Source organism: Pseudomonas izuensis (assembly GCF_002356535.2).
Classification (GTDB): domain Bacteria; phylum Pseudomonadota; class Gammaproteobacteria; order Pseudomonadales; family Pseudomonadaceae; genus Aquipseudomonas; species Aquipseudomonas izuensis.
Genome location: NZ_AP017423.2, coordinates 5,631,114 through 5,645,130, shown reverse-complemented (window position 1 = coordinate 5,645,130; position 14,017 = coordinate 5,631,114). Strand labels below are relative to the sequence as shown.

Sequence of the window (14,017 nt, the reverse complement as noted above, 5' to 3'; positions counted from 1 at the left end):
TTGCCCTGTAATGCAGCCAATCCTCATATCAGAAGATATTCGTGCAATGGTCCTGCGCGCTCGATTCCAGGCCGCAGGCCCGTCGAATCAAGCGGTCGGGTGCTCGGATGAGCACGTTATAGGGGCGCTGCCTTGGCCCTGTAGGGGATAGTCATCATCGGTTATCTCCTGTCCGTATCTGTGTTGCCCAAATCAGGGATTAGTCAGCGAAAGTTGATGTGACAACTTCGCTACATGGATCTCTGCTCTGCGTAAGTTATCTCCTACAAGCTCTGTGAGAATCGTTACCGGTGGTATGAGCGGTGCATTCGGACATAGTTCCGGTCCGCTCATCACGAATTCTGAAATTTCTTGAAATATTGAGAAAGATGGCACTGCTCTCAAATTGATAGCACTTGCCGTTTCGCCCTTTATATATAGGCGGATTATTCGAGCGGATAGTTTTTTGCCACTACCGATAAAAATTTTCAGTGCCACTACTGAAAAAAAAGATCGAAGTCGAGTGAAACTAAAGTTAGAAATTAGACTGGTATAATTTTGACGCCATAAAAATGGCGAGGCGGGCGGGAAAAGTGGCGTCAATCAATGGTCGGCGCAGGGCAGTTTTTGATGCCGTGCGCCGACCGGTCGAATCACTCGGGAGCGTGATCGCGCAGGAACACCAGATTGTCCGGTTTAGACTGCTCGGCGCTGTAGCGATAGCCCTGGACGTCGAACTGTTTGAGGGCTGCCGGATCGTTGATGCGTTGCTCGATGACGAAGCGACTCATCATGCCCCGGGCCTTTTTCGCGTAGAAGCTGATGATCTTGTACTGACCGTTCTTCAGGTCCTTGAACTCGGTATTGATGATGCGTGCGTTCAAGGCGTTGCGCTTGACCGCCGAAAAGTACTCGTTGGAGGCCAGGTTCAGCAGCACGTCATCGCCCTGATCGGCCAGGGCTTCGTTCAGCCACTCACTGATGCGCGAGCCCCAGAACGCATACAAATCCTTGCCCCGGGCGTTGGCCAGTTTGGTGCCCATTTCCAGACGGTAGGGTTGCATCAGGTCCAGCGGGCGCAGCAGGCCGTAGAGGCCGGAGAGCATGCGCAAGTGTTGCTGGGCATAATCGAAATCGGCTTCGCTGAAGGTTTGCGCGTTCAGCCCGGTGTACACGTCGCCCTTGAACGCCAGTAACGCCTGTTTGGCATTTTCCGGCGTGAATGCCGGGGTCCAGCTGCCGAAACGCGCAGCGTTGAGCCCACCGATCTTGTCTGAGACGTGCATCAACTCGCTGATCTGCGCGGGCGTCAGGTCGCGCAATTGCAGGATCAACTCCTGGGAATGGTCGAGGTACTGCGGTTGGGTAAAGCGTTGGGTCGCCGGCGGTGTTTCGTAATCGAGGGTCTTGGCGGGTGAAATCACCATCAGCATGAAGTCGTCTCCTTTAAACGTGGGGGCGATTCTAGGGGGTTGTCCTTAATGACTCCAGCTATCAAGTCCATAGGTGATGATCGGTGGCATATCACAAGGCTGTAGGAGCAAGGCTTGCCCGCGATGACGGTGTACCAGCCAGCATTTTTATCGACTGACACACCGCCATCGCGGGCAAGCCTTGCTCCTACAGGGTGTTCGGGGTGATGCGGGAATTGAGGGCGGATCAGCTATAGTGCCGCGCGGGTTTTGTTATGGAGACATCCCATTGCGTATCGTTTTTCTACTCGTCACGTGGCTTCTGAGCGTCGGTGCCATGGCGGCGCCGGGCGAGGTGGCTACGCTCGATCGCAGCACCTGGCCGGAAAAGCTCAACAACCCGACGCTGTTCGACGTGGCATCGCGCGCCGAAATCCTCATGTTCGCCCGAGTGCTGCTGGCCAGCGAATCCCTGGATGAACCCGCACTGGCCCAGCGCCTGGGCTTGCGCACGGTCAACATGGAATCGGTCAACCGCGTTCGCCAGCGCCTGTGGCAACGCTTGCTGACCAGCTTCAATTTCGCCCAGCAGAGTTGTGATCAGGATGCGTCCTTCTGTTTTCTGGTCGAGGACATGCCCACGCTGCGTGAACAAGCCGCAAAGTTCCTGATCGGCGAAGACAGCTACTACATCAAGTGGGCCGAACCGAGCCGGTTGTTTCATGCCCAGTACCTGGACGAGCAGTTGCGCAAGGCTGCCCTGTTTCCGCAAGCCAGCAGCGAAGTCGATCGTTTTGGCGACTACGAGCGCAATGGCGACGCGATGCATGACCGGCTGTTTCTGCTCACATTCGACAGTGCCGCCAATGCCGCGCCGGACAACACGGACTGGGTCACCGAGTACCTTCGCAAGTCAAACATGAGTGGCACATTCTTCGTTCTGGGCAAGGATATCCAGGCGCGGCTGGCGGAGCGTTCGGTGGCCAACTTGCAGGCGACCTATTCGACGCAGTGTATCGGCGTGCAAGGCTGGGAGTTCCGTTCCCACAGCCATTGGCAGGACTGGCAGGACTCGGTGCGACGCAGCGTCGATCTGGTCAAAAGCAAACTGCCGGAAAACTATGTGCCGCTGTTCCGCCCGCCCGATGGCCAGCGACGGTCGGATGCCGAGGCGTTCTTCAAGTCCCAGGGTTTGCACGTGGCACTGTGGGACATCGATGCCCAGGACGGTGCCGGCAAGCTCAAGGCCCATCAGAGCGCGCAGCGGGTGCTGACCCTGATGCTGCTGTGGCGTCATGGCGTGATCAATTTCAATGTGAAGCAGGACGGCGTGAAAACGGCGCTGCCGTGGTTGATGACGCAAACGGCGCAGAGCGGTATCGGCTGGGAAGACTGTCAGAACGCCTTTTGATGAAAAAGGCAAAAGCCCGTAAACATTGGGCGATGGGCGATTTTGGGAGGGATTTTGCTGCAGGTTGATCTCCGACTGTAAACGGGTGATGGCAGTCCGCCAAGGGCTTTTCGTCACTCTGCAAAATAAACTTCAAAAAAGCGTCAAAGTGCTTTTTTCTGTCATGTGTTTTGGAGTATTACGAAGACAGACCGCCGAAACCTGCAACACAGGTGGCGTCTCCCAAGACCCGTTTGTTTGCAGTCACTTAAGTCTCCGTAGGTGAGATCGGCGGCCACTTCGAGGCGCAGCACCGCCCAGGTATTGCGTCCACTGGCTCTGACAAAGGTGACCGAGTATGGATGATCACGGACGTAGCTCTTCTTCCAACCAGCCAATCCTGTATGTACTCGATACCAACGTATTGATTCACGATCCAAACGCCCTCCTGAACTTCGAAGAACACCACGTCGCCATCCCGATGACCGTGCTGGAAGAGCTCGACAAGCTCAAGAGCGGGCATCACAGCGTCGCGGCCGAATGCCGTCAGGCCATTCGCCTGATCGACAAGACCCTGGGCGATGCCTCGCCGGAAGACGTTGAACAGGGCGTGCCGATCCAGCGTGGCAAGAGCGGGCCGAAAGGTTTGCTGTCAATTCTGATGAGCAAGCGCGCCGAGCCGAACATCATTCTGCCCGAGCACCTCAACGACAACATCATCATCAACCAGTTGATCGACCTGCACGCGCGCGATCCGAAACTGCCCGTGGTTTTGGTGACTAAAGACATCAACATGCGCCTCAAGGCCCGCGCCTGCGGGATTGCTGCCGAGGACTACAGCACCGACCAACTGGTCGATGACGTGTCGTTGCTGCCCAATGGCTATCACGAGATGAAGGGTTCGTTCTGGGACCTGGTAAGCAAGGTCGAAACCCGTCAGGGCCATGGCCGCACCTGGCATGAGGTGAAGCTGATAGACAACCTGCCGGCGGTGCACATCAACGAGTTCATCATTGATGAGCAGGGCTTCGTCGGCTGGATCAAGGAGATCGAAGGCGACAAGTTACTGATCCTGGACCTGCACCAGGAACCGCTGTTGCACCAGGAAGCCTGGGGCCTCAAACCCCGTGACATCTATCAGAGCCTGGCGCTGTTCGCCTTGCTCGATCCGGACATCCATCTGGTCAACCTGTCCGGTGCTGCCGGTTCCGGTAAAACCATCCTGGCCCTGGCCGCTGCGATCGAGCAGACCATGGTCAGCAAGCGTTACCGCCGGATCATCGCCACCCGCAGCGTGCAGGGCCTGGACCAGGAGATCGGCTTCCTGCCCGGCACCGAAGCGGAAAAAATGGAGCCTTGGCTGGGCGCCATTACCGACAACCTCGAAGCCTTGCACATGGATGATGAAAGCACCCATGGCAGCGTCGATTACATCCTCAGCAAGGTGCCGTTGCAGTTCAAATCCCTCAACTACATCCGGGGCCGCAGCTTCCAGCAGAGCCTGATTCTGATCGATGAATGCCAGAACCTCACGCCGCACCAGATGAAAACCATCATCACCCGTGCCGGCGCCGGTTCCAAAGTGGTGTGCCTGGGCAACCTGGCGCAGATCGATACCCCTTACCTGTCCGCGACCAGTTCCGGGCTGACTTACCTGACTGAACGCTTCAAGGATTTCCCCAACGGCGTGCACATCACCCTGCAAGGGGTGCCACGTTCGATTCTGGCTGAATACGCCGAATCGCATCTGTAACCGCTTCACCCAAACCGGGCGGCCTCAACACCGCCCGGTTTTTCATGCCCGACACAAAACCCCTTTCGAGGGTCAAGGCATACCCCGTGGGAGCAAGGCTTGCCCGCGATGGCGGTGTATCAGTCAGCATTGTTATCAACTGACACACCGCCATCGCGGGCAAGCCTTGCTCCTACAGGGATTGTGGTGACCCGATAATCGCGCGTGCGGAAAATTGACTCGCAGGTTTACAATCGACGCTCCTGATCAGGAGTAATCCCGTGCTGACTCATCTCGATTCCCAAGGTCGCGCCAACATGGTCGACGTCACCGAAAAAGCCGTGACGTTCCGTGAGGCGACGGCCCAAGCGCTGGTGCGCATGCTGCCCGAAACCCTGCAGATGATCGTCAGCGGCGGTCACCCCAAGGGTGATGTGTTTGCCGTGGCGCGCATTGCCGGCATTCAGGCGGCAAAGAAAACCAGCGATCTGATCCCTCTGTGCCATCCGCTGATGCTCACGGGCGTCAAGGTCGAGCTCAGTGCCGAGGGCGACGACAGCGTGCGCATTGTGGCGCGCTGCAAGCTCTCCGGGCAGACCGGTGTTGAGATGGAAGCCCTGACCGCCGCCAGTGTTGCCGCATTGACTATCTACGACATGTGCAAGGCCGTGGATCGCGGCATGACCATTGAAAGCGTGCGCCTGCTGGAAAAGGTCGGCGGCAAGAGCGGTCATTTCCAGGCGGATCAGCCATGAACGTTACCGTGAAGTTTTTTGCCCGTTACCGGGAAACGCTGGGTATGGATTCGCTGAAAGTCGAAGGTCACTTCGCCACCGTCGACGACGTGCGGGCGCTGCTGGCGCAACGAGAAGGGGCTGACGTGCTCCGCGAACAGAACCTGATGTGTGCACGCAACGAAGACCTGTGCCAGCTCGACGAACCCGTCAGCGATGGCGATGAAGTGGCGTTTTTTCCGACCGTGACCGGGGGCTGAGCCATGGCAATTCGCGTGCAGTCCACGGCGTTCGATCCGGGCGCCGAAGTCAATGCCATGCACGCTGCCAATGTCGGCGTCGGGGCGGTGGTGAGTTTTGTCGGCTACGTGCGCGACTTCAATGACGGGCTCGACGTGGCCGGGATGTTCCTCGAACACTATCCGGGCATGACCGAAAAGGCCCTTGGCAAAATCGCCAGCGAGGCCGAGCAGCGCTGGCCGTTGCTCAAGCTGGAAGTGTTGCATCGCATCGGCGCGCTGGAGCCGGGCGAGCCGATTGTCTTCGTCGGCGCCGCCAGCGCCCACCGCCAGGCAGCGTTCGATGCCTGCGCCTTTGTCATGGACTACCTGAAAACCCGTGCGCCGTTCTGGAAGAAAGAAAACACCAGCGACGGCCCGCGTTGGGTTGAGGGCCGTGACAGCGATCATGCGGCGGCGGATCGCTGGAAGCAGTAAATCCTGTATCGCTCTCAAGTACGCCATCGCGGGCAAGCCTTGCTCCCACAGGTTCTGAGTTGTTCTCAAATGAGTGAACGACGCCAAACCTGTGGGAGCAAGGCTTGCCCGCGATGGCGTCATCTGCGACACAAAAAATCCAGCTGAGTCACCTCCCGACCATCGGCCGGCACGGGCTGCATTTGTCTCATTGACGGTTTATACGTAAAAGTCCAATATGGAATTATAAGTACAAAAAAGGTTTTTCCCCGTTTCTGCTTTTTCTTCTGTCTTGCAAAACCAACAACAACCCGCGAGAGAACGAATATGAAGAAGTTCCCCCTCATCACCGGTCTGGCCCTGAGCCTGTTGGCGTGCAGTAGCCTGTTTGCCGCCGAGAAAACCCTGCGCATCGGTATCGAAGCGGCTTATCCGCCGTTTGCCTCCAAAACCGACCAGGGCGAGATCGTCGGTTTTGACTACGACATCGGCAATGCCTTGTGCGCTGAGATGAAGGTCAAGTGTGTGTGGGTCGAAGGCGAGTTCGACGGTCTGATTCCTTCCCTGAAAGTGAAGAAAATCGACATGGCGCTGTCGTCCATGACCATCAACGAAGACCGCAAGAAGTCGGTGGATTTCACCCACAAGTACTATTTCACCTCGTCGCGCCTGGTGATGAAGGAAGGCGCGGTAGTGGATGACCAGTACGCCAGCCTCAAGGGCAAGACCATTGGCGTGCAGCGTGCGACCACTACCGACCGCTACGCCACCGAGGTGTTCGAGCCCAAGGGCATCAACGTCAAGCGTTACGGCAACAATGAAGAGATCTACATGGACCTGGCGGCCGGTCGCCTGGACGCCATTTTTGCCGACACCATTCCACTCAATGACTTCCTCTCGATGCCGCGCGGCAAAGGCTATGCGTTTGTCGGGCCGGAATTGAAGGATCCGAAATACGTGGGCGAAGGCGCGGGGATTGCCGTGCGCAAGGGCAATACCGAATTGGTCAGCCAGTTGAACACCGCCATCGACGGCATTCGCGCCAATGGCGAGTATCAGAAGATCTCGGAGAAGTACTTCAAGTCCGATATCTACGGCGACTGACAGTCCGCCATCGCTGGCAAGCCAGCTCCCACAGGTTCGGCGGTGTGCATATATCTTGTGTACGACCCGGACACTGTGGGAGCTGGCTTGCCAGCGATGAGGCTGGAGCATTCACAGCAAATCTTCAGCCCTTCAATTCCTTCAAATGCTTGTACACCGTCGCCCGCCCCATGTTCAGCACATTGGCCACATAGTTCGACGCGCTTTTGCCCTTGAACGCCCCTTCGGCGTGCAGTGCTAAAACCAATTCCCGCTTGTGGTCACGAGTCAGCAGATTCAGGCTCAGCTGCCGTTCGCGCAGCCAGGCATGAAGGAACGTGTTGATCCGCTCCTGCCAGTCATCACGGAACAGTGAGTCCGGCTGCGGGATCAGTTTGGTCGGCGACAGGAACAGGTCCAGCGCGGCCTTGGCATTCTCGAACAGCGAAATATTCAGATTGATGCACAGCACGCCCAGCGGATGACCTTCGCTGTCGCGCAGCACGGTGCTGACGCTGCGAATGTTCTGACCATCCCAGTTGAGTTTTTCGTACGGCCCGATATTTCGTTCGCTGACATCATCGCTGAGCATGTCCTCCAGCGACGAGTCATCGCCGATTTCCCGTTTCGACAGATTGTTGGCGATGTAGTCGACCTTTTGCGTGCGCAGGTCGTGCAGCACCACCTCGGCGTGGGGGAAGAACAGCGTGGCGATGGCATCGGCGATCGCCCGGAAGTTATCCAGGGATACGTCGTTCAGTGCCGGGTCTTTTTCTGGTGCATTCATACAAGGGGCTCCGGGAAGCATCAGCGCCCCGTGGAACGGGGCTCTGAAAGTGTGCCGCAATCGAGTGGGCACGTCACGCGAGGGCAGCGATCAGCCCAGGCGGGCAGGGGAGAGCATCTCGGCACTCAGGCCGAAGCGGGTGAGTGGCTCGGGCAGGGCTTCTCCGCGCACCAGGGCGGCGCTGGCCTGACCCATGGCTGGCGAGGTCTGGATGCCGTAGCCGCCTTGTGCCGCGACCCAGAACAACCCTGGCACCTGCGGATCGAAACCGGACAGCAAATCGCCGTCGCTGACGAAGCTGCGCAGGCCGGCCCAGGTGCGGGTCGGACGGCGGATGGTCAGGGTGGTGGCTTCTTCGATCTGGTAGATGCCCATGGCGATGTCCAGCTCTTCGGGCTGCACGTCGTGGGGCTCCACCGGGTCGGCGTTGGCCGGCGAGCCAAGGAACATGCCGGCATCGGGTTTCATGTAGAAGGATTCGTCGAGGCTGACCAGCATCGGCCAATGGTGGATGTCCACGCCTTCGGGGCCGGCGAAGATGAAGGCGGCGCGACGCTTGGGTTGCAGGCCCAACGGTCGGGCGCCGGCAAGTTCGCCGATCTTGTCGGCCCAGGCGCCGGCGGCATTGATGACGACGGGTGCGCTGAACGTCCCGGTGGTGGTCTGCACCTGCCATACACCATTGGCATCACGGCTCAGGCCTTGCACTTCGCAGTCGGTGTGCACTTCGCCGTTGTTGCGACGGATGCCGCGCAGGTAGCCCTGATGCAGGGCGTCGGTATCGATGTCGCTGGCCGTCGGGTCATAGATCGCACCGTGGACTTTCTCCCGACGCAGGATCGGCACGCGCACACAGGCCTCTTCGGCGTTGAGCAATTGCATCTCTGGCACCGTGGCTTTTGCGCTCAGGTACTGGTTGTTCAACTCAGCCGGATCGCCGGTGAAGTCCACGGTCATCTCGCCGCGCGGGGTCAGCAGCGGGTGCTCGCAGAAACCGCTGGGTGGTGCGTCGAAAAAGTCCCGACTGGCCAGGGTCAATGCACGAACCTGCGGCGTGCCATAGGCGGCGGTGAACAGTGCCGCCGAGCGACCGGTGGAGTGATAGGCCGGATGGGATTCGCGTTCGAGCACAATCACGCGCCCGTGCTGCGACAGCCAGAACCCGGTGGAAGCGCCGGCAATCCCGCCGCCGATGATGATGAAATCTGCCTGGCTCATGAACGTCTCCTGATCAAGCGAAAATAAAGGTCCCACTGTAGGAGCAAAGCTTGCTCGCGATGGCGGTGTATCAGCCAACATCAATGTTGAATGTCAGTACGCCATCGCGAGCAAGCTTTGCTCCTACGGGGTTGTGTGGTGTCAGTGCTGCAGGCGGTAGATGGCATTGGCCAGCGCGATGTCTTCCAGGCCCAGGCCGATGGAGCGGAAGAACACGTGGCGGTCGTAGTCCGGGCGCTGCACCTTGTCGCTGAGCAGATCAGGCAGGTCGCCGATGATCGCGTTCTTGTCCCAGCCATGTGCTTCGCCGGCGATCAGCATTTCACCGGCCGAACCCGGAGTGGTCTGACGGTAGTCGCAGAACACCTGCATGTCATTGAGGCTCTGCGGCGGCACTTCGTGAGCGCGCGGGGCGTTGGTGCTGATGGAGGTGATCAGCGCCGGTTTAACCAAGTGAGACGGGTCGATCACGGGACCGGCGGACGAGGTGCAGAGCATGATCACATCGGCATCAGCGATGGCGGCTTCACGGGTTTCGGCGATGTTCAGGCGCGGGTCGATGCCTTTGAGCAGGTTCACGGTTTGCGCATCTTCGCTCAGGCTCGGCGAATACAGGCTGATGCTTTGCCAGTCCCGCAGGTTCTTCACGTAATGCAGGTGGGCCTGTGCCACTTTACCGCTGCCGATGATCGCCAGGCGAGTCGCTTTCAACGGTGCCAGGGCATCGACGGCCACTGCCGTGGTCGCGGCAGTGCGCGCCGTGGTCAGTTCACCGGCGTCGCAAAGCAGCAGTGGCTGGCCGGTCTGCATGGACATCAGCAAGGTCCAGGCCGTTACCAGCGGCCCTTGTTCGCGCACGATGTACGGTGAAGTCTTGACCCCGTACACGCCATCTTCGGCCAGCACGCCCAGGTAATTGATGAAGTCGCCGGCGCCCTCTGGAAACTCAACCAACTGCTGTGCCGGCTGCACCGCTTGCCCGGCGGCCAGGTCGCGGAACAGTTTGCGCAGGATCTGCGGCACGTCGACCTGCGCCAGCAGCTCGCGGGCCTGGGATTGGGTGATCACGTAGGGGGTGCTGGACATGGTCGGCTCCGGGAGCGGCAGATAAACTAATTTGTCCATTATGGACTTTTAAATATGTCGAGCAAGCTCTTGAGAAAAAACAGGCGAAAAAAAAGCGCAGTCCGTTTCCGGCTGCGCCTCTTTCTGCACATGGTCCGTTATGGACGTTTGCGCTCAACCGCCCGCAGTAGATGCGTCGGTGGTGTTTCACAGTTGATTTTGCGACCCAGCAGCGTCTCGATGGACGGTAGCTGGTAGGAGTCGTCTTCCCCGGCAAAGCTGATGGACACGCCGTCGGCACCGGCGCGACCGGTACGGCCGATACGGTGCACGTAATCGTCCGGGACTTCCGGCAGGGTGAAGTTGATCACGTGGCTGATGCCGTCGATGTGGATACCGCGACCGGCCACATCGGTGGCCACCAGCACGCGGATCTTGCCTTCGCGGAAGCCTTCGAGGGTCTTGATGCGCTTGTGCTGCGGTACATCGCCGGACAGCTGCGCGGCGTTGATGCCGTCGCGCACCAGACGCTCTTCGATGCGCCGCACTTCATCCTTGCGGTTGGCAAACACGATGACCCGCTCCCAGCCGTTGTCGTTGACCAGGTTGTAGAGCAGCTTGTATTTGTCGGCGCCGGCCACGGCATAGATATGCTGTTCGACGTTTTCGCTGGCCACGTTCTGCGACTCGATCTCGACGATTGCCGGATCGGTGGTCCATTGCTTGGCCAGGTTCATCACGTCATCGGTGAAAGTTGCGGAGAACAGCAGCGTCTGACGTTCATTCTTCGGTGGCGTCTGGCGAATGATCTGGCGTACTTGCGGGATGAAACCCATGTCGAGCATGCGGTCGGCTTCGTCCAGCACCATGACTTCGACCATGTCCAGGTGCACGTCGCCGCGCTGGTTGAAGTCCAGCAGGCGGCCGGGGGTGGCCACGAGGATGTCGCAGTGACGGGCTTCGAGGTGCTTGAGCTGCTTGTCGAAGTCCATGCCGCCCACAAACGTCATGACGTTGAGGCCGGTGTATTTGGTCAGGTCCGCCGCATCCTTGGCAATCTGCACCACCAGCTCGCGGGTCGGGGCGATGATCAGGGCCCGGGGCTCACCCATGTAGCGCTCTTTCGGCGGCGGGGTTTGCAGCAGCTGGGTGATGATCGAAATCAGGAACGCCGCGGTTTTACCGGTGCCTGTCTGGGCGCGGCCGATGGCGTCTTTGCCGGCGAGGGTGAAGCCCAGCACCTGCGCCTGGATCGGCGTGCAATAGGGGAAGCCCAGGTCCTGGATGGCGTGCATCAGTTCGGGAGCGAGCTTGAAATCGTGAAAACGGGTTTTGCCTTCCTGGGGTTCGACGACGAAGTCTTCGAGTTTCCAGGGAATGACCGGCGCCTTGGGCTTGGGTTCGCGACGCGGCCTGGCGGGTTTTGGGGCTTCGTCGCGGGCAGGTTCGGCAGCGGTGGTCGCGGCAGGAACAGGTTGCGGTTCGTGTTTCGGTGCCGCTGCGGGAGCGGGGCGGTCGGCCTGGCTGGCATCGCTGCGATGGCCGTGGGAGTGCGACGGCGCGCTGGTGACTGGCGCGAGTTGCTCAGTCTCGCTTTTACCGAACATTTTCTTGAGTGCTTTGAGCACGGTCATCTCATCAATTGGTTAAGGAATGTACGCCGGCCAGTGTAATGCAAGAAACGGGCGCGGCGTAGTGGGATGGATCAAAGGGCGCTTTTAAACAAAAACAGGCGCCCGAAAGGTTTAACGCAAACGCTCGGCGAGCCAGGTGCCGATGTCGCGAATCTCCTCGGGTAACACTTCGTGGCCCATTGGGTACTCCTGCCATGTCACGGTGACACCATGTTGTTTCAAATGCTCGTAGGCGGTACGGCCCATCGAGTTTTGTACCACGTCATCGTATTGACCATGCAGCGACAACACCGGAATGCGCTGCTGGCTGGCGGACAGTTCAAGCTCATCGCTGAAGGTCGGCGCATAAGTAGAGAGGGCAAGTACGCCACCCAGCGGTCCTTGCCACTTCAGGAACGCGGTGTGTAGCACCACGGCACCGCCTTGGGAAAAACCGGCCAGGAAAATCCGCGAGGCGTCTATTCCAACGGCTCGCTGCACGTCGATCAAGGAAATGATCCGCTGCGCCGACTCTTCCAGCTGGTCGCGGTTGATTGCGCGCGCCGGGCTCATGGCCAATATGTCGTACCAGCTCGGCATCTCGTAGCCACCGTTGATGGTGACGGCGCAGGTCGGGGCCTGTGGCAGAACGAAGCGGGTGGTCAGCAACGTTTCCTGCAGGGCTTCGGCGACCGGCAGGAAGTCATAGCGATCGGCGCCGAGGCCGTGCAGCCAGATGACGCAGGCGTCTGCGGGCTTGACGGGTTCTAGAATCAGGGGCTCGGTCATGGCTGCTCCAAATGTGTGCGCGCGCGCTCATTGAGTGCGAGGTGCGAGTGCGCGCCGGGTTGATCAGTTACGAAGATGTCGCAAGGTTACAAGTTTTGCTATTGACCTGTCGCTTAACCGCTTAAGCAGCCGGTGTGGTACGGGCTTTGCTATACGGAAGCGCGTACGAAAATCCCACGTCTGTCGGTAACACTATCAGGCCATTGTCGGCAGTGGGATAGCAAAGAATCCGGTGATGGATGTTCGCCAGTGGCCGCTACGGGCTTCGCGAACGTGAAAGGGCTACAGCCCGTTCGGCCGATTTGGTGAGAAGTGAGTTGTCCATGATGTGGATTTTCTCCTACTAGACTCATAGCTACGGTCTTTACGTCGGTTGACCCTAAAACAAGCCAACACGGGTCGACAACGCCTCAAAAGGGTGCGGCAGGACTCACGCTCCGACACAACAAGAGCAAAACTGGAGGTTTGAATGAAGATGTTGAAATCCACCCTGGCGATCGTGACTGCAGCCGCAGTACTCGGTGTCAGCGGGTTCGCTCAGGCGGGTGCAACCCTGGATGCAGTGCAGAAGAAAGGTTTCGTGCAGTGTGGCGTCAGCGATGGCTTGCCAGGCTTCTCGGTTCCGGACTCCACCGGCAAGATCGTGGGTATCGATGCGGACTACTGCCGCGCTGTGGCCGCCGCCGTCTTCGGTGACGCGACCAAGGTCAAGTTCAGTCAGTTGAACGCCAAGGAGCGCTTCACCGCGCTGCAGTCGGGCGAAATCGACATCCTGTCGCGCAACACCACCATGACCAGCTCCCGTGACGCCGGCATGGGCCTCAAGTTCCCGGGCTTCATCACCTACTACGATGGCATCGGCTTCCTGGTAAACAACAAGCTGGGCGTCAAGAGCGCCAAAGAGCTGGATGGCGCGACCATCTGCATCCAGGCCGGTACCACCACTGAACTGAACGTTTCCGACTACTTCCGCGGCAACGGTCTGAAATACACCCCGATCACTTTCGACACCTCCGATGAAAGCGCCAAGTCGCTGGAATCCGGTCGTTGCGACGTACTGACCTCCGACAAGTCCCAGCTGTTCGCCCAGCGCAGCAAGCTGGCTTCGCCGAAGGACTACGTGGTTCTGCCGGAAACCATTTCCAAGGAGCCACTGGGCCCGGTCGTGCGTAATGGCGACGACGAGTGGCTGGCCATCGTGCGCTGGGTTGGCTACGCCATGCTCAACGCTGAAGAAGCCGGTATCACTTCGAAGAACGTCGAAGCCGAAGCCAAAGGCACCAAGAACCCGGACGTCGCTCGTCTGCTGGGCACCGACGGTGAATACGGCAAAGACCTGAAAGTGAAGAAGGACTGGGTTGTCCAGGTCGTCAAGCAGGTCGGCAACTATGGCGAAGTGTTCGAGAAAAACCTCGGCAAGAGCACTCCGCTGGAAATCGACCGCGGGCTGAACGCCTTGTGGAACGCTGGCGGCATTCAATACGCACCACCAGTGCGCTGATGGTTCTGTCACCCGGTGG

General features: G+C 59.1%; 13 protein-coding genes. 7 read left to right on the top strand and 6 right to left on the bottom strand.

What is annotated here, in order from left to right; translation table 11 throughout:
• Positions 1-632: 632 nt before the first annotated feature.
• Positions 633-1,412, bottom strand: coding sequence for a peroxide stress protein YaaA (yaaA, locus tag LAB08_RS25180; RefSeq protein ID WP_096509183.1), 780 nt, complete (start codon positions 1,410-1,412; stop codon positions 633-635).
• A 268-nt stretch (positions 1,413-1,680) separates the two neighbouring features.
• Between yaaA and LAB08_RS25175 the strand changes: the two genes are divergently transcribed.
• From LAB08_RS25175 to LAB08_RS25150, 6 genes are all read left to right on the top strand, one after another.
• Complete coding sequence (locus LAB08_RS25175; protein ID WP_096509184.1) at positions 1,681-2,802, top strand: polysaccharide deacetylase family protein; 1,122 nt, start codon at positions 1,681-1,683, stop codon at positions 2,800-2,802.
• A 337-nt stretch (positions 2,803-3,139) separates the two neighbouring features.
• Positions 3,140-4,534 (top strand): PhoH family protein, encoded by a 1,395-nt coding sequence (locus tag LAB08_RS25170; RefSeq protein WP_096509185.1) that lies wholly within the window; start codon positions 3,140-3,142, stop codon positions 4,532-4,534.
• Between the two features lie 260 nt (positions 4,535-4,794).
• Positions 4,795-5,268 (top strand): cyclic pyranopterin monophosphate synthase MoaC, encoded by a 474-nt coding sequence (gene moaC, locus LAB08_RS25165; RefSeq protein ID WP_034148967.1) that lies wholly within the window; start codon positions 4,795-4,797, stop codon positions 5,266-5,268.
• Complete coding sequence (gene moaD / locus LAB08_RS25160; RefSeq protein ID WP_096509186.1) at positions 5,265-5,507, top strand: molybdopterin converting factor subunit 1; 243 nt, start codon at positions 5,265-5,267, stop codon at positions 5,505-5,507. Before moaC ends, moaD begins: the two co-directional genes overlap by 4 nt.
• A gap of 3 nt (positions 5,508-5,510) precedes the next feature.
• On the top strand, positions 5,511-5,963 hold the full coding sequence (moaE, locus tag LAB08_RS25155; RefSeq protein WP_096509187.1) for a molybdopterin synthase catalytic subunit MoaE: 453 nt from the start codon (positions 5,511-5,513) through the stop codon (positions 5,961-5,963).
• Between the two features lie 306 nt (positions 5,964-6,269).
• Positions 6,270-7,046 (top strand): ABC transporter substrate-binding protein, encoded by a 777-nt coding sequence (locus LAB08_RS25150; protein WP_096509188.1) that lies wholly within the window; start codon positions 6,270-6,272, stop codon positions 7,044-7,046.
• A gap of 124 nt (positions 7,047-7,170) precedes the next feature.
• Here the strand turns inward: LAB08_RS25150 and LAB08_RS25145 are convergent, their stop codons facing one another.
• The 5 genes from LAB08_RS25145 to LAB08_RS25125 form a co-directional block, all read right to left on the bottom strand.
• On the bottom strand, positions 7,171-7,812 hold the full coding sequence (locus LAB08_RS25145) for a helix-turn-helix transcriptional regulator (RefSeq protein ID WP_096509189.1): 642 nt from the start codon (positions 7,810-7,812) through the stop codon (positions 7,171-7,173).
• 90 nt (positions 7,813-7,902) lie between these two features.
• On the bottom strand, positions 7,903-9,030 hold the full coding sequence (locus tag LAB08_RS25140) for an NAD(P)/FAD-dependent oxidoreductase (protein WP_096509190.1): 1,128 nt from the start codon (positions 9,028-9,030) through the stop codon (positions 7,903-7,905).
• A 141-nt stretch (positions 9,031-9,171) separates the two neighbouring features.
• Positions 9,172-10,116: an ornithine cyclodeaminase family protein gene (locus LAB08_RS25135; protein ID WP_096509191.1), complete on the bottom strand. Its 945-nt coding sequence runs from the start codon at positions 10,114-10,116 to the stop codon at positions 9,172-9,174.
• Positions 10,117-10,253: 137 nt separating this feature from the next.
• On the bottom strand, positions 10,254-11,729 hold the full coding sequence (gene rhlB, locus LAB08_RS25130; RefSeq protein WP_096509192.1) for an ATP-dependent RNA helicase RhlB: 1,476 nt from the start codon (positions 11,727-11,729) through the stop codon (positions 10,254-10,256).
• Positions 11,730-11,840: 111 nt separating this feature from the next.
• A complete protein-coding gene (locus LAB08_RS25125) occupies positions 11,841-12,497 on the bottom strand; it encodes an alpha/beta hydrolase (protein ID WP_096509193.1) in 657 nt (218 codons plus the stop codon).
• A gap of 469 nt (positions 12,498-12,966) precedes the next feature.
• Here LAB08_RS25125 and LAB08_RS25120 point away from each other — a divergent pair, with 469 nt between their 5' ends.
• A complete protein-coding gene (locus tag LAB08_RS25120; RefSeq protein ID WP_096509194.1) occupies positions 12,967-13,998 on the top strand; it encodes an amino acid ABC transporter substrate-binding protein in 1,032 nt (343 codons plus the stop codon).
• The last annotated feature ends 19 nt before the right edge of the window (positions 13,999-14,017 follow it).

What these genes read in the sequence shown, in the direction of transcription:
- yaaA (WP_096509183.1), bottom strand. Translation starts at nt 1,412, where the DNA reads ATGCTGATGGTGATTTCACCCGCCAAGACCCTCGATTACGAAACACCG.
- LAB08_RS25170 (WP_096509185.1), top strand. Translation starts at nt 3,140, where the DNA reads ATGGATGATCACGGACGTAGCTCTTCTTCCAACCAGCCAATCCTGTAT.
- moaD (WP_096509186.1), top strand. Translation starts at nt 5,265, where the DNA reads ATGAACGTTACCGTGAAGTTTTTTGCCCGTTACCGGGAAACGCTGGGT.
- moaE (WP_096509187.1), top strand. Translation starts at nt 5,511, where the DNA reads ATGGCAATTCGCGTGCAGTCCACGGCGTTCGATCCGGGCGCCGAAGTC.
- LAB08_RS25150 (WP_096509188.1), top strand. Translation starts at nt 6,270, where the DNA reads ATGAAGAAGTTCCCCCTCATCACCGGTCTGGCCCTGAGCCTGTTGGCG.
- LAB08_RS25145 (WP_096509189.1), bottom strand. Translation starts at nt 7,812, where the DNA reads ATGAATGCACCAGAAAAAGACCCGGCACTGAACGACGTATCCCTGGAT.
- LAB08_RS25140 (WP_096509190.1), bottom strand. Translation starts at nt 9,030, where the DNA reads ATGAGCCAGGCAGATTTCATCATCATCGGCGGCGGGATTGCCGGCGCT.
- LAB08_RS25135 (WP_096509191.1), bottom strand. Translation starts at nt 10,116, where the DNA reads ATGTCCAGCACCCCCTACGTGATCACCCAATCCCAGGCCCGCGAGCTG.
- rhlB (WP_096509192.1), bottom strand. Translation starts at nt 11,729, where the DNA reads ATGACCGTGCTCAAAGCACTCAAGAAAATGTTCGGTAAAAGCGAGACT.
- LAB08_RS25125 (WP_096509193.1), bottom strand. Translation starts at nt 12,497, where the DNA reads ATGACCGAGCCCCTGATTCTAGAACCCGTCAAGCCCGCAGACGCCTGC.
- LAB08_RS25120 (WP_096509194.1), top strand. Translation starts at nt 12,967, where the DNA reads ATGAAGATGTTGAAATCCACCCTGGCGATCGTGACTGCAGCCGCAGTA.